The organism is Chitinophaga niabensis, from assembly GCF_039545795.1.
Taxonomy (GTDB): domain Bacteria; phylum Bacteroidota; class Bacteroidia; order Chitinophagales; family Chitinophagaceae; genus Chitinophaga; species Chitinophaga niabensis_B.
Genome location: NZ_CP154260.1, coordinates 6,642,832 through 6,662,738, shown reverse-complemented (window position 1 = coordinate 6,662,738; position 19,907 = coordinate 6,642,832). Strand labels below are relative to the sequence as shown.

The window sequence follows — 19,907 nt, the reverse complement described above, 5'->3', positions numbered from 1 at the left end:
TCCAATTCATGTTTAAACACGAATTAGCTTTGCCTGCAAATAAAAAATATAAGTACTGTTAAAGTGGAGCGATATAACGCAACGAAAGTAGGAAGTCTTTCAATTAAAAAGAATGGACTTAACGGAAATGTAACACATCTCCTTTATAATAGTAGTCAGCGTCCGAAGTCGCCTTTATCTCATGCAAAAATTCACTGATCGGGCGGTTACGATCTATGTACCCTGTAAACCTGCTCTGGGCGCTGGAAGTATTGTCCAACACAACCTCCACCCCATACCACCGCGGCAATACCTTCACAATCTCTTCTAAACTCGCATTGTTAAACATATGCAAGCCCTGCATCCAACTCAACACCTCTTCGCGATCAAACTTGTTTGCGCGCAAGCCGTCATCATAAACAACTTTCTCTCCCGGTTTAATAACTTTTGATTGACCGGAAACCTGCACTTTCACAGATCCGCTAACCAATGCAACAGCCATATGATCATAAGTGCTGACATTAAACTCCGTACCAAGCACCGTTACATCCCCAGTCGGTAAATGTACTACGAAAGGCTTAGCAGCATTTTTAGCCACCTTTATATAAGCCTCTCCATCAATAGTGATCTCGCGGGTATTACCCGTAAACTGAAAAGGGAAACGAAGCCTAGTCATGGAGTTCAACCATACTTCCGTACCATCTGATAATTCAATCTTATAATCAGAGCCTGCAGGTGCCCACAGCTCATTCATCTCACCGGAAGCGGGCCCCCCGGAGTAAGTCAAACTACGGTTGTTACCATTAGTAACAGTACCATTAGGAATAATTGTTTTTTGGGGCGAACGCAGATCAATTACCTCCCCATTAGCTAATTTCAAATGGGCGGCGCTATGATCAAATGTCTTGGTATTTTTAGACGGGTAGAAGGTATATATTAATACAACAGCTGTTACACATGCGGCAGCAGCACTCATTGCAATCGCCCTGTAAACCGGGCGGCGGCGGGAAACAGTTCTGGAGGCCACACCTTTCCAGGCAGCCTTGCGGTTAACACTCTCGTAGGCAGGGACCATAGAAGCATGATAAGCGCTTCTCTCCTCCCATATCTTTCTTACTGCTTCATCATTCTGAATGAGATCATGCAAGTACTCTTTCTCTGAAGCACTGGTCTGACCAGCTAATTCCAACGAAATAAGATCTTGAATATCCGAATAATTGTTATCAGTCATACGCTAAAGACTCTCATTTGCTCTTTTTATACTACTCTATTTGGACACATCAAGATTTTTCCGCAAAAGCTTCATGGCTCGGACAAGCTGATTACGCACGGTATTAGGACTTAAAGCCAACTCATATGCCGCCTCTTTCTGCTTCTTCTGATTAAAGTACACCATCTGCACTACTTTCAAGGTCTGCGGAGGCAACATCTTCAATCCCTTTGCCAGCTCCAGCCACATAGGCGGGGGAGCCTCCAGTGGTAATGGTTCTATGCCAGACTCCCGCTGGCAATATGCATAGGCATCCAGGTTAGTCTGCAGGCGCTTCTGCGCCTCCAGCTTATCTAAACATTTGTTCCGTAAAGTCTTGAATAAATATCCACGCAGTGCTGCGTCATTGATCATTTTGTCAAACTGGTTATTCTCCCAAAACGCCACAAACACCTCCTGCACAATATCTTCCGCATCATTGGGCTCTTTGCAGTATTGCAACGCCGTAATGAGTAACGCATCAAAGTACTTATCAAATAGATCTTTGAAAGCACTTTTATCACCTTGCCTCAATCGTTGAAGAATAAGTGAGTCGTCCATAATAAAGAATCGGTTAGCTAGTAAAATAACTTATAAAGTCTCAGCCTGATATGATTAACAAGTATGGAGGGGCAAACCTCATGGAGAAAAAGTTACAGCAATAGCAAACCATTGCATCCTCAACAAGTTCAGAAAATAAAAAATATTAAAGCTTAGCAGGTTCCTATTCGGCCGGCAATATACTTCAGATATTTTTAGATTTCTTAAAATAAAGAGGAGAAAAATTTACAAGAATTTCTGCATGCAATTACAGTATATGCTATGACAGAATTGTTAATAGAATAATAACTTTTTGTTAATAGATTGATATGGTTGCTCTCAAACGCTACTCCTAATATAACACAAAAGTGGAGGATACTAAAATTAAAAAATTATTTTGCCGCTGCACCAATCTGCAAGTAGCAACTCATATTTTTCCACTACACCTGCAAACTCATCTTCGGCACTATCAAACTCCCGCAGGCATAAGTTTAAAATAACATTCTCCTTCACGATACCATAATATTGATAGTTCTCTGAACGAATCACAAAACTATCTGCCACGCCTTCAACCTCGCCTTTTTCCACACCATTTACAAACTGAAAAAATTCATCAAAGGGGATGTTCAAAACAGCCCCTTCTATTTCTTCTCTCTCATAAATAGTATCATACCCCAGCAATCCTGCATCCTCCTGCATAGCTTCCAGCATACCTTCAATAATGGTTATTTTTTCCTGGATCAACTCCAGCCGGGCAACAGGAAGTAGTTCCAATTGCCGCCAATCCTCCAGCGAAATGTTAATGACAAGCTCACTTTTAGGGTCTTCGATTAACACGGAAGGGGGATAACTCCTGGTAGGTACCATAAACTTACTAAGCGAAGCAGTTGGCTCTACCACATGCAGGGTTAACTTCTTCACCCCTTCCAGCAAAAACGGCCTGGCTTTCACTATTCGCCAGGAACGGTCGCCCATATCAAGGGTCGTGGGTTTATTAAAGATCTCGGGTAACTGTTCACGGGCCATTTTATAATCGCCCAGTACCTGGTTATTCTCCGCATGTACCAGGGTCACCAAAATTTTCTTGGGGAACAAACCGGCCATGCCTTCGTACATAGCTAAGATTTTCATAGTTAAAAATTACACTACAACGCTGCTATATTACAGCAGTCATCGTTCAGGACTTAACAACGCGATACCCCTCCAACTCATCCTTCAAACTCTGTATCACCAGATGCATGGGCTTAGCCGTGTTCATAGTACGGCTGATCAGGATCCCTCCCTGCACCGCCGCGTACATCTTCGTAGCAAACTCTTCCGCATTAAGCTTATCAGACAACTCTCCTGTATCAATCCCACCCTGCAATACTTCTGTAAAAGCCTTAAAGCCACTTTCATACAAAGCCTTCAGCTTTTTCTTGATCACAGGATTGGTATCATCTGACTCAGCAGAGAGGTTAACAATAGGACAGCCACCCTGTAACAAAGTATTCAACGGATTCCGCTGTACTTCCAGGTAAGCATGTATTTTTTTAACAGCACCTTTGTGTTTTAAAAACACCGCCTCCCTCCTTGCCCGGACTTTACCCAGCATATAATCCACACTGGCATAGGCCAGTTCTTCCTTACTTTTAAAGTGCCCGTACAGGCAGCCCTTGGCAACATCTGTTGCTTTCAGTACATCATCTATAGACGTACCCGCAATTCCCTTCTCATTGAAGATAACAGCCGCCTTTTCAATGATGGATTGCCTGGTTTGTTCTGCTTTACTCATAATACGCAAATATACTTACAAATAAATAAACCAAACAGTCTATTTTATATAGAATTAATTCATTAATTATCAATAACTTAATTCAAATGTCAAAAATATATTTGGATAAAATAAACCAAATAGTCTATTTTTGCCATCTCAACACACACTCATGAAACTCATCAAAGACAATCACCAGGGGATCAGTACCTTCTTATCATTTGCGCTGCTCCCCCTATCCGGGTTCGCTACCGATATTTACATTCCGGCTTTGCCTTCCATGGCAAGTGATCTGTCTGTTACCAATTCTGCGGTGCAGCTCTCACTAATTTTATTCATGGTGAGCTATGGCATTAGTCAATGGTTCGTAGGAAGCCTGCTGGATAGCTACGGCCGTTTCAGGCTCGGCACTTCTGCACTTCTGATATTCGCACTGGCCAGCTTCACCATCGCAGCCACACACAATATCTATCTCATCTACGCCATGCGTATTTTACAAGGTACCACAGTGGCCATGATCGTAGTTGGCAAGAGGGCTTATTTCGTGGATGTTTATTCAGGCGATAAGTTGAAACACTACGTTAGCCTGTTCTCCATCATCTGGGCCACAGCACCTATCGTTGCACCATTCATAGGCGGATACCTGCAGGCTGTTTTTGGCTGGTCTTCCAACTTCTACTTCCTGGGCATCTTCGCAGTGATCATACTGGTATTCGAATTGATCTATAGCGGGGAATCTCTCAAACATTTCCAGCCATTTAAAGCAAAGACCATTCTGCAGGTTTACCGCACCACACTCACAACAGTTGACTTTGTATTAGGACTCGTGATCATTGCCATCAGTTATGCCATGCTGGTAGTATATGGTATGACAAGCCCTTTCATCATTGAGCATGTCTTCCATCTTTCCCCGGTAGTAACGGGTTACTGTTCACTGCTTTCAGGTGTATTCCTGATGCTCGGCGGGATCACTTCTAAAATGCTGATCAAAAAGGACTTCAATAAAAAACTAGGCATCGCCATAGCATTGCAGGCTGTTGTAGCCGTCTTCATGATAGCCTCTTCAACACTGGTAAGTAATCTTTATACACTGATGGCATTTACTTTGGTCATTCACTACTTTGGCGGTTTCGTTTTCAACAACGTTTTTGCCTACTGCCTGGGTCGTTTTACTAAGAACGCCGGTATAGCAAGTGGTGTTACCGGAGGTTCCATGTATATTATAACCTCCATTTTAAGCTACGGCATCGTAAATGTAATACCTATTCAAAGTCAAAGCTTATTAGGGGTTGCATATCTTTCCTTCTCCATAGTCTTAATAGCTGCATTCACCTTGTTTGTAAGAGCGAGGGCAAGAGAAGAAGTTCAACAAAGTTTGGCGCAAGCTGTATAAATAGATAAGGATACAACAAGGGCTGAATATTTCTTAAAGAAGCATTCAGCCCTTGTTAGTAATAGAACGTTATAAAGTTTTAATCTTACTGATAATTTCCTCTACTACTTTCTTTTTAGCACCTAGTTTATTATCCAGATTTTCATCCCATGCAGTCCAGATCTCAAACCTATTTGCCTCATCTGTTCTTCTGGTAAGCATTTCAATAGTTGAATTTTTTATAAACCGGCTTCTTGCACAACAAACAATTACATCAATAACCTGTTTTATTCCGTTAGCGGATAAATTATCACTCAGGCCATCCAATAGGCTTTCTAAAACATCTGCATCATCACCCTGGCTAATTACAACAATAAGCTTACCATCCAATTCAACAACACCGATAAAATCATACAATTCTCCATCTTCACCATATATCAAATCTCCAATCAGGTTAAATGAACTATCAAAAATCCAAAAAGAAGCTGCTCCCTTAATAAGTTCCAGAAAAAGCAAACCTGCCGTAGTTGTTTTTCCACCATTTACTTTTGCTCTTATCACAATAAATTTTTCCCTAAAAAGTATACTATTCATGTAAAACTAATTTGTTTTACTAAAGACCTCTTTCCTTCAAAAATCTACCACTGTCATTCTCAAAATCACATTACCAATATGTTAATAAATCCTCCACCACATTGAATAACGATCACTTAACACTATAAGGGGGCAACCCGTTTTATTATTGCAACGATACCAACAAACAACAATATCGCCTTGAGGCATTATTTACTTCCAATTAACATAAACGGTTCAAACGAGTCCTTTGGCTTTACAGTTAAAAGCAGTTACCTGAAAAGGAAACCGCTATTTATTTACCAAAATCTAAATCAGAATGGCGGCTTATCTCATCATAATGACTCCCGCCGCAGGAGCCAATGTTTCGGTGAACCGGTTAAAATTATATTTTAAGGTGAGCATGCCATAACGCTGTAAGGCATTCACCCGCAGGTTCTCTATAAAAGCAGGTCCGGTTGTACGGGATATACTCGTGTTACCATTGAACAGATCATTCACAGACAAACGTAGCGTTAACTGTTCTTTTTTCAGGAAACGATAAGCGATGGCACCGTTCCAAACCATTACCCCCTGGATCTCTGAGTTATACCTGTAATTCATCTGGCAGGATATTTCCATCCTCTTTACAGATGTCACCTGCAATTGCCCGGTATATCCCTGTGTATTGTAGCTTACATCTTTTAAACCCGGAAGAGAGTAGGCAGTTGTATTCCACCCGTTTTCAGCACTGAGAGAAATAGTATACAACTCTTTCCAGCTGACAGATACATCCAGGTATCCATTCACTCTCCAGCCCTGGGATTCGTTACGCAGCTTTTCTACAAAACCGATCTCACGATGATTAGCGCCTCCCACATTCAAACCTCCTCTTACATTCCAATGTTTCCATTTCCGCGTACCATTCACCATCGCTGTTAACTGGATGGTCCTTCCTCCGCTCACATTCCGGAAGGTACTTACCTGCCTGCCGGATGTATCGTAAAACACATCATTCACTATCTGGTTACGCATGAAAGTGCCATTCCCCATCATATTCATACCAATACCCTTTTGCGGGATATAGCGGAACATATTGGCATAAAAGGAATGGGTGATCCCTGTTTTTAATGCAGGATTCCCCAACCGGATGTACAGGGGATTGGAATTATCCACGGCAGGTGCAAGTTGTTCCGCAGTAGGTGCTGTGGAGCTAACAGTATAACCTAAACCCAGATGTCCGTTCTGCCCCATTGTATAATTCATCTGAAGATTAGGAGAGAACTGTCGCTGCTTAATAACTATCGCCGAATCCTTCCATAATAACTTATTCTCCTGCTGCATGAACCGGATGCCCGCATTCAATGCAATGCTCAGCCGCTCTCCCTTATAAGCGATCTGCGCAGAAGGCACCTGCGTGGTATTGATGTTTTTATTATTACTGGATAATGTGCTATCGATCAGTTTAGATCCCGAAGAAAAGGTTTCTTTTAAAAAATGGCTGTTATTCCGGTCTAGTGTATATACCAATGCAGCAACAAAACGCCCTCCCAACTTGCCGGACAAGTTAAAAGTAGCATTGTGGCTGAAGGCCTTCTCATCCTGAAGTGAATGCTGATCGATCGTATCAAGGTGATAGATGGAATTATTCAACTGCCTGTCTGTGCGGTTATTCATGCCCATCCTCCAGGTTATATTCAAATTCAGCCTGCGGTCTTTTGACGTTTTATTAAAACTAAGTTCATTTCCAAAACTCCATTGATCTCCGTCACCAACAACACCTGTTCTCATGGCATGTGAGCCGGCATTGATAAAAGAAGCACCCCGTCTATTGCCGAATTGAATAGTTGGCCGCACTGTGAGAACAGTAAAAGAATCCCGTTCATAAGTGATACCGGCAGACAAACTATGGTTGCGGGAATAATCCAGTTCAGATTCATGGCTGTTATACCAGAAACTACTATCTGGCAAAAGGTTCAGCCGGTCCCTGAATGTTTCCTTCCGGGTTTCACTACGGGAGAAATTGTAACTGGCGTCTATGGACACCTTCTTACCGTATTTTGTATTCAGGTTAAAGCCGGCAGATTGTGCATCTGTAATGCCACCTCCGGAAAAGCCGGGAGAAGACGAAGCTCCCACTGTTGCCACTACAGCGCCTGATTCTCCATTTGGCGCATTCCCTGCAGACCCGTAAAAACTGAGCCGTTCCGGATCACCAAAGGAATTAACAGATGCGTTCCCCGCATAACGGGAATCTGTACCAATACCCGCCGATGCATTCCCAAACAATCCATTCTTCTTATTCTTTTTCAGTTTCAGGTTGATGGTCACATCCTCTGAAGGAGGGCGTACTGCCAGTGAACGTTGCTGTTCAAGGGATTTAGTTTCTGTTACCTGCACCTTCTCAATCATATCTCCTGGTAAATTTTCAGTAGCGGCCTGCAGGTTACCACTAAAAAAATCCCGGCCCTCCACTTGTATCTTAGTTGCTTTCTTTCCATTCACCGTAATGTTCCCCTTCTGATCTATCATAACCCCGGGCAACTTCTTCAGCAGGTCCTTCACCGCAGCATTAGGTAATAGTTTGAAAGCAGTGGCATCAAACTCCAGGGTATCATTCCTCATCTGGAAAGGAGGCCTTCGGGCAGAGATCTCCACTTCTTTGAGATCAATACTTTGCCGTGTCAGGGGCCAGGTATGGTAATCTGTACCTAATGACGTAAAAAAGATCACGGTGTCCCGGAAGCCTTTATAGGAAACAAATACTTCCAGTTCCTTATCCACAGGCAACCCGCTCAGTGTGAACTCGCCCCTGTTATTGCTGAATGTATAGGCCAGCAGCGCACTGTCCTTTTTCGCTACAGCAGAAATACTCGCCGCCTCCAACACCCCGCCGGATGCTTTATCAAGGATCCGGCCTTTAATACTACCTTTTTGCGCATATGCGCAAAAAGGTAGTACCCCAAAAACCAGGTATAATAAAGTTTTCATCATTTAGTTTCCGGTACTAAAACCACCCGGATGTAATTAGCATTATTGAAGAACTTCACTGCTGTCTGCTGCAGGCTCTCCGGGGTGATCAGCTTCATCCTGTTCTTAATCTCCGGCACCTCGGGCTCTTCGCCATTCATTGATTTACTGCTGAGATAGCTCAGCCAGAAAGCGTTTTCTTTCAGCACTCTGTCCAGGCCACTTTTTTCACCAGCTTTATACTTGGTGATATCTTCCTCAGCAGCGCCTTCCATTTTTAACTTCATGATCTCGCTGTTCACACTCAAGATCAAAGGTTCCACGTTACGGGGATCACAGATGAAGTTGATCAGGAAGGTATATTCTCCCGTAGGCACTTTCCTGATATTCACAGAGGCGCGCGCATTGTATACACCACCTTCCTGTTCACGGAGCCGCTCTATCAACCGGATGGTCAATACGGAAGCCAATGCTTTCATCTGGTCTGTAGTGGCCTTATTATATTCAAACGCACCACCAAAAGCAAGCATTACAACAGACTGTGGCTCTTTCCCTTTTATTACTTTCCTGGTGATCCTTCCCTGCGGATAATTCAAATGAAGGTCTTTTACTTTTTCCTGCCGGTGGGTGGCAGGTAAAGCACCGAGGTATTTTTCCAGTAATGGCTTAATAGCTGCCACATCAAAACTGCCCACGAAAGTAAAAGTGAAATCGCTGGCATCCGCAAACCGCTCTTTATAGATCTGCATGGCCTTATCTGCATCTAATGCATCCAGTTTCTCCGGCGGCATTTTCATTTTACGGAAATGGTAATCTCCCATAACAGCGGATAAAGTATCCCTGAATGCAGTACCCGGAGATTGATCTGTATTGGAATAAGATACCCTCACCTGCTCAACAAGATTATCGAACGCCACAGGGTCTTTGCGTGGTTTTGTGAAATACAGGTATACTAACTGCAATGCTGTTTCAAGGTCTTCCCGGGAAGCAGCGCCTGATATTCCTTCCGTATTCTCATCTATGTAAGGTGAAACGGAAATACTTTTACCTGTCAGCAAATTACGTAGTTCCTGCAAAGTCATATCAGACACACCGCTGGCAGCAATAAGACTGGTAGCCATCCTGGCGGAATAAAAATCTGCATCGCTTACCAAAGAAAGCCCACCCGGACTAAACGCATTAAAAACGATCTCATCTTTCTTAAATTCAGTAGGTTTCAGTATTACTTTCACCCCGTTGCTCAATACCAGTTCTGTGAGTCCTAATTCTTTGCGTACATTCTCGTTAGTGATGGAGCCAGGCAAAACAGCCTGATCCAACAAGCTCGTTCGGGTGCTCTTTTTGTCTTCATATGCCGTAACAGGCCCTACAGGCTGTAACCATTGCATCACAGCAGCTTCTGCAGGTAAAGACTGTTTCTCATCTCCAATGATCACAATATCCCTGTTTGTATCTGTGATGTATTTACCGGCGAGCTGGTTCATTTCATCAGTACCCAGTTCAGCAATGAGCTTTTTATACAATTCGTATTCATATACAATACCAGGGGCACCAACCTGGTGCAGGAAATGCTGTGTATATTCCCGCACGTAATTCTCCGAAGGAACTTTCTCTCTTTCTTTATAAGTACGTTCCATACTGCTCATGAAGTTGATGCCGGCCCTTTTCAGTTCACTAGCCGTAAATCCGTGTTGCTTCAAACGTTCCAGTTCTGTCCAGTAAGCTTTGATCCCTTTCTCTGCTAAGCCCGGTTTCAGTATCACCCTTCCGCTAAAAGCATCCAGGTTGGCCAGTGATTGCCCGATACTGCAACTGGCACTCAGGAAAGGTGCTTCTGACTGCTGTGCGATCTCGGAAAAGCGGTTGGCTATCATCATACCAAACAGCACCCGCTTTGTGGCTTCGCGGAAATCTGCCACCGTTTTCATTTCCATTGCAGGATGTTTGATGGTGATCTCCATCCTGGCTGCTGATACTTCCGGATCTGTTACCAGCAGGAATTGATTCTTACCACTCAGCGGGATCTTATATTCCTCTCTTTCTTTAGGCCGGGCGGGTTGTTTGAGATTGGAAAATAAACTGATCACCATTTTCTCTGTTGCAGCTACATTTATATCTCCCACTACAATGAGCGCCTGCAGATCCGGCCGGTACCAGTCTTCATAAAATTTGCGGATCTCTTCATGTTTGAAATTCTTCAGCACTTCCTCTGTACCAATAGGCATGCGATACGCGTAGCGGGAATTGTTCGTCAATACCGGAAACACTTTATCCTGTATACGTTGGGAGGAACCCAGGCGCTGGCGTTTTTCTTCGAGGATCACACCACGTTCTTTGTCTATTTCCGCGCCTTCCAGTGTAATGCCCTGTGCCCAATCACGCAAGATCTGAAGTGCGTTGCGGAACAGGGTTTTATCTTCCGTGGAAACCGGTAACTGGTAAATGGTTTCATCAAAAGAAGTAGATGCATTGAGGTCTGCCCCAAAACGTACGCCTGCTTTCTGCAGATAATTCACCAGTTCGTTCTTAGGGAAATGGGTAGTGCCATTAAAGGCCATATGTTCCAGGAAGTGTGCGAGGCCTTGCTGCGTATCTGTTTCCAATATGGATCCTACCTTGTTCACCAGGTACAGTACCGCCCTGTTTTCAGGTGCAGTGTTCTTCCTGATGTAATAGGTGAAACCATTGGGTAACTTACCCACTTTCACGGCTGCGTCCAATGGCACCTCCTGCGCAAAAGCAATTCCATTAAAAAATATAGACATAGCGATAGCCGCTGCGGCTATTTTGCCACAAAAATTAATCATAACACACATTGATTTTAAAGGATTACGGCATCCACCATATTTTGCTGGTGAACACATCGATAGTGCCCTGCGCTTCCAGGTTCTCCTTATTGAGTAATAATTCACTCACAGGATAAGGAAGCCTTACCGGCATTTTGTCTGATGCACGGCCAGGATCATAAGATAAAGGGATAGCAGGGAAAGCACCATTACGCCGGTAATCCACCCATGATTCAAAGGGTTCGATACCATTGAAGGCCATGTATTTCTGGAACATGAGTAACTTATATTTATCCGGTGCAGCAGCCCAATTCACTTTCGCATTAGCCGCCTCCTGTGTATACCAGGTATTAAACGCAGCATCAGATAAAGCAGGCGTATTGCTGTTACCACCAACATTCAACCAGCGGAATGATTCTTTTACGGCATCTTTATAAGCTGTCTCTGCATCACCCGGTAACCAGCCACGGTACACTGCTTCTGCCTGCAGGAACATACTTTCTATACTGGTCAGGATCCAGGAATCCATATTGTATCCTTTGATGATACCAGTGGATGCAGGAGATACTGCAGATCGTATGGCCCTCACACCGCCGACCTGGGATACATAATCTGTTTGCTGATAAGGATATTGCAACCTGTCTATGGGTAAACCCGCTTTATTACCCCTGAACTCAACAGGGCCAGGCTGTGTAAAAGGTTCCGCAGCACCGGCCGGTAATGGCAGACGGGCAGGGGAATAAAAGAAACGCAGGCGCGGATCATTACTTTCCTTCAGCAGGTTCATGGCTGTTACGTTCGCTGAAGCTATTTGCCAGTAGGGAATATACGATCCACCCATTATAAGATAGTGACGGGCATAGATATCAAAAGCGGAGAACTTCGAAAAATACTGTGCTGGCTTTATATCTGTGTACCCCGGGTTTACATCTGCATCTTCACCACTCTTCAGGAATCCGCTACCTTCAGCCGTGATCTTTGCGATCTCCGCCTGAATGTATGCAGCCCTGTCTGTTCTGCAGGCCTGATGCATCAGCAGGCGCAATTTGAGGGTGTTAATGAATTTCACCCACATGGCTTTATCGCCTTTGAACATAATGTCTGCAATGCCAATACGAAGCGCCTTATCCTGAGGTGCTCCTTTGATGAGCGTAATAGCGGCATCCAGTTCTTTTATCAGGCCTTCATAGATCACCCGGCCTTCATCATAACGGGGTTTTCTTATTTCCACTTTCCCTACATCACCGTAAGGGATGTTGTTACTGATATCAACAGCCTTGCTCCATTGTAGTGCCTTCAACACTTTTGCAATACCTACATAATAGGGCTGCTCATGCCGCAGTGCATTTTGTTCGAACAGGAAGATATTGATATCAGGTGTGGACGAACCCAGGAACTGATGGTCCAGCGGATAATAGGTATTTTGCGGTGAACCGGTAGGATACTCCCCATAAGCCCAGTAGCCCATCAGGCTTTGCAGCCAATCGTCTGCAACGGTCGCCTGGCTCCTGATAAGCAGGTTCGGCAGAATAAGGTCAGGTGTGGAATTATTCTCCGTTAGCTGCAACGGGTTATAGTTGATATCGATCCATCCTTTTTTACAACCCGCCAATAAGAGCACAAGAGCCGTAAATAGTAGTTTATATTGTTTACGCATAACATTCATTTTATTAAAAACTAAAAGTGGTAATAACACCATACTGTGCAATACCAGGCACAGTAGAAACACCAGAAGAAGAACCCGTGAGGTTATCAGGAATGGTTCTGTATCCTCTGCTGCCCGGACCTTTTATCAATTGCGGATCGCCGTATACATTGTCCTTTGCGTAGTAGTTGAAGATATTCCTGCCGTACACACTCAGGTTCACTTTCTTTACGAACTTTGATCTGAAGAACCGCTCATACCCTATCACGATCTCGCGTATTTTCAGGAAGTCTGCTTTCACGAGATACAGCGTACTGGTATTCATATAGTGGTTGTAAAGCTCCTGGTTGGTATTACTCACGTAAACGGAAGTATTTTCCAGGTATTTGCCGGGTGTACCATCTTCATACACTGAATTAGGGAAGATGAACGGCTCGCGGTTATTGTAGGTGGTCATCACGTGCATGCCGCTTTGTGTCTCTGCAGCACCATGTTCAAAATAATGCATGGCACCCTGGTTGAATTCTCCGAGAACAGCAAGGGATAAACCTTTCCAGGAGAGGTTGAAATTTAATCCGCCCGTAAACTTCGGCAATGTTTTACCATTGAACATCGCTTTTTCCGTATCTGTATCCGGCATACCAGTTGCTTTATCTACAATCACCCTTCCTTGCGGATCACGCTTCCAGTCATACACCTGGTATTCAAATGCAGTTTGACCTGTGCGGGCCATGATGCCATACATGCTTCCCCAATATGGTTTTTTCAAAGGGAAAACACCTTCGTAAACCTCGCTGATGGATAATACTTTGTTATTGTTCATCGCCAGTCGTACGTCCGCAGTAAGGGTAAGGCTATTCTTTAGTTTGAAGACCGGGTTCAGCTTAAGGTCCATTTCCCAACCGTAATTGCGCAATATGCCCAGGTTATCTATGGTGCTGCCACTGCTTAACCATGGGATGGCTACTTTCATGATCACACCGTTATTACGCTGGGTATAATAAGATACATCCAGTAACACGCGATCTTTCCAGAGATTGAAAGAAGCGCCGTATTCCTGTGTCAATATCTTTTCCGGTTTCAGGTAAGGATTTGGGTTACCACCCATGAACCCATAACTTAATACACCATCATCTGTAGCGCCGGCATAAGGGAAACCAGTTCCATAAGCCAGTTCTAAAGTTCTTTCGGACTGATAAGGTTCGATATTCATATTGGCAGTACCATTCACTGCTGCGCGCAATTGCAGACGGGATAACCATTTCAGGTTTCCGAGAGCAGGGATCACTTCATTCAGTATAACAGAGGTATTGGCACCTACGTACAGATCTTTGCCTCTTCCAACCCTCGCGCGTTTGGAATCCCAATCGTTCCGGGCCATCAGTTCTACAAAAACACGGTCCTTATATCCAATGCCGGAAGTACCAAAGAAGGAATAAAAACGGCTCAACAGCGATTTCTCACTACCGGAGGCGGGATCCCTGGAAAAAGCCAGGTTAAATACCGGTACAACAGGGTTACCGGAACCGGTGAGTTCTTTCGTAAAGCTTTCCCGGATGGAAGAACCGAAAGTTGTTCTGAAATTAAAATACCCTGCTTTGGTCAATGCTGTAATTAACAGATCGTTATTCAGGCTGGTAGCCAACCTGGATTCTTCCTTCAACCAGGCCAGTTTGTTGCGGTACCTTTCAGGCCCGCCGTACAATAAGGCGAAATCAGAAAAGATGATCGGCTGACGGGTGTTCCTTTCAATAATGCCGTTGTATACAATACCAGGTTTCTCAGTGATGGTTAACCAGGGCAATACTTTCAGGCTTAATACCAAACCTGCCACTATGGAATTGCTGGTGGAATTACTCCTGGCCTCTGCAGCTAACTGGTAGGGACTCATCAGATCCGTGTCATACCAGTAGTGATTGTTGTCAGACCATTTATCGTTCTTATAATCTTTGTAACTCAGCAAAGGGATAAAAGTAGGTGTACTCAACAGTGATGCGAATTCCGGGCCGGTATCATAAACATTGCGGGTATAGTTCATATTCAGCTGAACATTCAGCTTGCCCAGCTTCCTGCCGCCACTGAAGAAAAGGGTGAGGGCGTTTTGTTTATCGCCCGGGATCATACCTTTCTGGGTAGTATGATTTAATCCCAGGTAAAAATCAGAGTTCGCATCTGACTGTGATAAAGACAGGTTGTTCTGTATAGTTTGTCCCACCTTGAAAAAACGGCGGGCATCTTTTTTATCTGAATAGGTAACCTGTTGCATATCGCCGTTTTCATCCGGCCGGCCAATGGATACCAGCTGTCCGTTATAGGCAGGGCCCCAGCCGTTATTGTTTATAGGGCTGTAAATACCCTTTCCATTTGCATCTACATTACCGGTTCCGGTACCAAATGATCTTTGTCTGCTGAGGTCATTCCGGAAGTCCATCCGCTGAAAGGAAACACTATTCCGGTAATTGAATGCCGGTTTTCCCTTCTGCCCTTTCTTGGTGGTGATAATGATCACCCCATTCACTCCTTCCGGGCCATACAACGCAGTACCGTTTGCACCTTTCAACACCGTTACATCTTCAATATCCGCAGGATTGATGTTATTGATAAAATCCATCACCAGGCTGGCGGACGCCTGATCAGAACCAAAGCTGAGCGGTGTGCCGTTCATGATGAACAGAGGTTGGTTATTACTGGTTTCACCAAAAGAACGGATACCACGAAGCAATACACGCATCTGCGGGTTCATGTCCGCACTCTGGATAGCGATGTTCAATCCGGATACTTTCCCTGCCAGACCTGTCAGCAGGTTACCGGAGTTAGCGCGGTTGATATCCTCGCCACTTACTTTGGCTACACTATACCCTATCTCTTTGGAACTCTTTTCAATCCCAAAAGCGGTTACCACTGTTTCATTCAGTTTCGCAGCTTTCTCTGCTAAGGGAATGATCATGGTTGTTTCATTCCTGTTTATCTTAATTTCTTTGGTTTCATACCCCAGGGAAGAGATCTCAAGTATAACACCCGGCTCTACTTCTATCCTGAAATTACCTTTAGCATCTGTGATAGTGCCTGTTCCTGCACCTTTTACTTTCACGGAAGCAGAAGCTACCGGCACCCCGGTATTGCTGTTCACCACCTGGCCCGTGAATTCCATGAACACCGTTTCTATCTTAAAAGGCTGCGGTATTTCCTGTTTGCGGAACAAGGTGATCATCTTGTCCGTAATGCGGTAATTTAATGGTTGGTCCCTGAAAGTGATCTCCAGGAAGGTGGACAGCGGCATTTTATTGACATCTACCGTAACAGGATGCGCGTTTTCCAGCAGCTCCCTGTTATAGAAAACAACATATCCGGTCTGTTTTTCGATGGAAGAAAAGATCTTCTTCAAAGGCAGGTCCTTGCCGGAAAGGGACACAGTCTGCGAAACCCCTGATGCATGTACACTCAGGAAGGCCACTGTGAGGAAGAGGAACGTTAGCTTCATTACTAACAAGATTTTGGTAATGTGAAGATGCTTCCACCAAAACGGGTGGCCATAGCAAATAGATTTTTGCATAAATTGCATTTGGTTTGGTTGATAAGAAAATTCTCAGCTTGAAAAATTTTTGATTGACCACAACTTTCCGCCGGAAGTGGGTCCAATCACTTCCGGTTTTTATTTGCGGCATCTCTTTTTATTGGTTACTAATAATCAGCTTCCTGCCCTCTTCCAGTGTGAAGTGCACTTCCGCGTCTTCCAATACTTTTAATAGTTGGCTCAGGTTGATGTTCCGCAGCATTTTACCCCCGAATACGATATCTGGTACTGTTCCTTCATATATAACTTCTATATCGTACCACCTGGAAAGCTGGCGCATTACTTCCTTCAGGTTCTGTCCTTCGAAATTGAATAAGCCATACCGCCATGCCATCACGGCGCTGGTATCTACATGTCTGTTTATTTGTATGCCTGTTGTTATTTGCGCCTGTTCTCCGGGGTTCAATACCACATCCATCACTTTGATCTTACCCTCCAGCAATGTAGTCCTGACAGCAGCTTCGTCTGCATAGGCATTAATATTGAAATGGGTGCCCAGCACTTCTACCGTAGCTTCTTTGCTGATCTTTACCCTGAAAGGCATGGCTGCATTCTTCACTACTTCAAAATAAGCCTCCCCGGTAATTTCTACTTTCCGCTCACCTCCTGTAAAAGCAGTAGGATACCTCAAAGAGCTGGCTGCGTTCAACCATACTTTGGTACCATCCGGCAAAATGATCTGGAACTGGCCGCCTCTTGGCGTAGAAAGGGTATTATAGCTAACGGAAGTTTCCGTTCCCTGTTGGTCGTATTGTAACTGCCCTCCCTGCTGATGAATGGCAATGGTACCCTGGCGGAGTACCTGGTTGCCGGAACTGTCCAAAGCAACGCGGGAACCATCTCCTAAAATCAGCACGGCCTTGTTGCCACCGGGTGCTACATCGTTTTTGGCATAAGTGTCTACAGTGGATTTTTCACCGGTCCTGTTCCAGAAATACAGCCCTGTAGCGATAATACCCAATACCATAGCTGCCGCCGCAAATTGCAGGAAGCGGATGGGTAATAGTCGTTTCTTTGTGGAAGCGGAGGTACTGAGAATGCCGGAGATCATATCCTCCCAGTGTTCTTTTTTGTAAGAAGGATCTTTTTCGCTGCCCATGGCCATTTCCTGTAATGCCAGTTCTAACGCTTCCGTTCCTTCCTGTTCCAGCAATGCATCCGCCAGGAGGGCCGATTCGCTCTCCGTGATGGTGCCATCCAGGTGTTGTTGCAGTAAATATTGGATCTGTTCTCGCTTCACGTAGAAACCCCTTTAATATAAAACGCAGTAAAAAGGGGGAAGGACTGTTCCCCCGGAAAAAAAATTTCAGCGGTTAAAAAGCATGACAAGGATGGAAATAGAGATGCCGGTTTCTTTGCGGATGTATCCTTTGATAAATTTCAATGATATAACAAGCTGGTCTTTGACGGTATTCTGCGACAGGCCTAACTTTCCCGCTATTTCTTTATGGCTCAGGCCCGTTTGCCTGCTGAGTTGGTAAATTTGCTGGCGCCTGGGAGGTAATTGCGCAATGGCTTTGTTGATCAGCTCCTGGATCTCCTTTGCGCCCAAAGAATCGGTGACATTATTTGCAGAGAGTTCCTGTGTTCCGCCCAGCTGCTGCATTTTCTTTTCATGACCTGCCAGCTGGCGGAGATAGGAAATGGAGAGATTAGATGCCACACGGTAAAGCCAGCCTACGGGATGTTCCATTTGAGCTACCTCTTCCCTGTTCACCCAGAGGCGGAGGAACACTTCCTGCACAATCTCTTCCGCTACCATTTCTGACTTGCTGATCTTGCAGACGAAGGGAAAAAGACGGGCATTATATTCATGAAAGATCTGCGTGAAGGCGACCTCGTCTCCATCGGCAATTCCCCTGAACAGTTCTTTGTCTTTATATAACAGCTCCTCCATCTGGAGGTATAAAGATAGAAAAATCTTCCTCAATCATTTTTCGGCTGATCTATAATCCGCCAAATGTACTATTTTTATGTTAGTTTCGGCAAGATATAAACATCTATAATCTGCCAAAACAATTAGATTAAAAACCTCAGAATATGGAATCAATCATAGGCAGGGAGCAGGAAAAGACTCTTTTATCAAGGATTGAAAGATCCGGAGAAGCAGAACTTGTAGCTATATATGGACGGCGGAGGGTAGGCAAAACCTTCCTGATCCGTAACTTCTTCCACAAACAATTGGCATTTGAATTCTCAGGTATACACAATGCTTCTTTAGATCAACAATTGGAAAACTTCAGCGATGCATTAACCAAAGCTGCAGGGAGTCTTCCTTTAGCAAAGCCGGCAAGTTGGATACAAGCATTCAGGATGTTGACAGATTATATTACACCATTGATTAAGAAAAAAAGGCGTGTTATTTTTCTTGATGAATTTCCCTGGATACACACCCCCCGTTCAGGCTTCATGCAGGCCTTTGAAAACTTTTGGAACACCTGGGCCTCCAAGCAAAATAATCTGATCGTTATTATTTGTGGATCAGCCGCTGCCTGGATGATACAAAAGGTCATAAATAACAGAGGAGGGTTGTACAACAGGGTGACAAGGAGAATACGGTTATTACCTTTTACTATTGGAGAAACTGCCGCTTTTCTAAAGGAAAGAAAAATCAATCTCGACAGATATCAGATCTTACAACTGTATATGGCGATGGGAGGTGTACCGCAATATCTTAAAGAAGTTGAAAGTGGACAAAGTGCCTCTCAGGTGATTGACCGGATATGCTTTACAAAAGATGGTTTGCTGCATGACGAGTTTAAACATCTGTTTCATTCACTTTTTGATGATGCCTCCTATCACATGGAAGTAATACGGGCTCTTGCAAAGAAGGGAGCAGGGCTTACCCGGAATGAGATCATCGAAACCTGCAAATTAACTTCTGGTGGAGGTACTACCCAATTACTTGCAGAACTTACTGAATCCGGATTTATTTCGGCATACATTCCATTTGATAAAACCGCTAAGGATATCATTTATAAGCTGACGGATGAGTATTCACTCTTCTATGTGAAATTTATAGAAAACAGCAAATTCAAAGGTCCGGGTAGCTGGATGCAGTTTTCAACTGGTAGTTCATGGAAAAGCTGGAGCGGAATAGCATTTGAAAGCATTTGTATGAAACATACTGATCAGTTAAAGAAAGCGCTTGGTATCAGTGGGGTGCATACCGAATCATCTATGTGGCGCAACAAGCCTTTGAGGGGCCAACAAGGAATCCAGATAGATCTATTAATTGACAGACAGGATATGTGTATCAATCTATGTGAAATCAAGTTTTCTATCAGTGAATATGAAATTCCGAAAGGATATGCAAAAGAACTGGAAAATAAGTTGACTGTTTTCAGAGATAATACGAAAACAAAAAAATCCCTATTTCTTACAATGATAACCACATACGGGGTAAAAAATATAAAAACCTTTCCGGGGCTAATTCAAACACAGATCACTATGGACGCATTATTCTAATAGCTTAATTCTGAACTAT

Annotated in this window: 13 protein-coding genes; 2 read left to right on the top strand and 11 right to left on the bottom strand. The window is 44.0% G+C overall.

The features are described from left to right. Positions 1 to 118: 118 nt before the first annotated feature. The 4 genes from AAHN97_RS26830 to AAHN97_RS26815 all read right to left on the bottom strand — a co-directional run bounded on the left by AAHN97_RS26830 (position 119) and on the right by AAHN97_RS26815 (position 3,542). Complete coding sequence (locus AAHN97_RS26830; RefSeq protein WP_343305152.1) at positions 119 to 1,210, bottom strand: FecR family protein; 1,092 nt, start codon at positions 1,208 to 1,210, stop codon at positions 119 to 121. A 36-nt stretch (positions 1,211 to 1,246) separates the two neighbouring features. Beyond that, a complete protein-coding gene (locus tag AAHN97_RS26825) occupies positions 1,247 to 1,789 on the bottom strand; it encodes an RNA polymerase sigma factor (protein ID WP_343305151.1) in 543 nt (180 codons plus the stop codon). Positions 1,790 to 2,152: 363 nt separating this feature from the next. Beyond that, positions 2,153 to 2,899 carry a hypothetical protein gene (locus tag AAHN97_RS26820; RefSeq protein ID WP_343305150.1) on the bottom strand — a complete coding sequence of 249 codons (747 nt, stop codon included), beginning with the start codon at positions 2,897 to 2,899 and terminating at the stop codon, positions 2,153 to 2,155. 46 nt (positions 2,900 to 2,945) lie between these two features. Beyond that, positions 2,946 to 3,542 (bottom strand): TetR/AcrR family transcriptional regulator, encoded by a 597-nt coding sequence (locus tag AAHN97_RS26815; protein ID WP_343305149.1) that lies wholly within the window; start codon positions 3,540 to 3,542, stop codon positions 2,946 to 2,948. 151 nt (positions 3,543 to 3,693) lie between these two features. Between AAHN97_RS26815 and AAHN97_RS26810 the strand changes: the two genes are divergently transcribed. Next, the gene (locus AAHN97_RS26810; protein WP_343305148.1) at positions 3,694 to 4,914 is read left to right on the top strand and encodes an MFS transporter; all 1,221 of its coding nucleotides are present in this window, start codon (positions 3,694 to 3,696) and stop codon (positions 4,912 to 4,914) included. Between the two features lie 69 nt (positions 4,915 to 4,983). On the opposite strand, the gene AAHN97_RS26805 is transcribed toward AAHN97_RS26810, so the two are convergent. From AAHN97_RS26805 to AAHN97_RS26775, 7 genes are all read right to left on the bottom strand, one after another. Further along, positions 4,984 to 5,487 carry a hypothetical protein gene (locus AAHN97_RS26805; RefSeq protein WP_343305147.1) on the bottom strand — a complete coding sequence of 168 codons (504 nt, stop codon included), beginning with the start codon at positions 5,485 to 5,487 and terminating at the stop codon, positions 4,984 to 4,986. A 306-nt stretch (positions 5,488 to 5,793) separates the two neighbouring features. Further along, positions 5,794 to 8,436, bottom strand: a complete 2,643-nt coding sequence (locus AAHN97_RS26800; protein ID WP_343305146.1) for a TonB-dependent receptor — start codon at positions 8,434 to 8,436, stop codon at positions 5,794 to 5,796. Next, positions 8,436 to 11,222, bottom strand: a complete 2,787-nt coding sequence (locus tag AAHN97_RS26795; RefSeq protein ID WP_343305145.1) for a M16 family metallopeptidase — start codon at positions 11,220 to 11,222, stop codon at positions 8,436 to 8,438. The genes AAHN97_RS26800 and AAHN97_RS26795 overlap by 1 nt, the downstream gene beginning before the upstream one ends. A 22-nt stretch (positions 11,223 to 11,244) precedes the next feature. After that, positions 11,245 to 12,858: a SusD/RagB family nutrient-binding outer membrane lipoprotein gene (locus AAHN97_RS26790; protein ID WP_343305144.1), complete on the bottom strand. Its 1,614-nt coding sequence runs from the start codon at positions 12,856 to 12,858 to the stop codon at positions 11,245 to 11,247. A gap of 13 nt (positions 12,859 to 12,871) precedes the next feature. Next, positions 12,872 to 16,327, bottom strand: coding sequence for a SusC/RagA family TonB-linked outer membrane protein (locus AAHN97_RS26785; RefSeq protein WP_343305143.1), 3,456 nt, complete (start codon positions 16,325 to 16,327; stop codon positions 12,872 to 12,874). 190 nt (positions 16,328 to 16,517) lie between these two features. Continuing rightward, on the bottom strand, positions 16,518 to 17,660 hold the full coding sequence (locus AAHN97_RS26780) for a FecR family protein (RefSeq protein ID WP_343305142.1): 1,143 nt from the start codon (positions 17,658 to 17,660) through the stop codon (positions 16,518 to 16,520). A 66-nt stretch (positions 17,661 to 17,726) separates the two neighbouring features. Further along, positions 17,727 to 18,317 (bottom strand): RNA polymerase sigma-70 factor, encoded by a 591-nt coding sequence (locus AAHN97_RS26775; protein ID WP_343305141.1) that lies wholly within the window; start codon positions 18,315 to 18,317, stop codon positions 17,727 to 17,729. 143 nt (positions 18,318 to 18,460) lie between these two features. Between AAHN97_RS26775 and AAHN97_RS26770 the strand changes: the two genes are divergently transcribed. Beyond that, complete coding sequence (locus tag AAHN97_RS26770; protein WP_343305140.1) at positions 18,461 to 19,888, top strand: AAA family ATPase; 1,428 nt, start codon at positions 18,461 to 18,463, stop codon at positions 19,886 to 19,888. Positions 19,889 to 19,907: the final 19 nt, after the last annotated feature.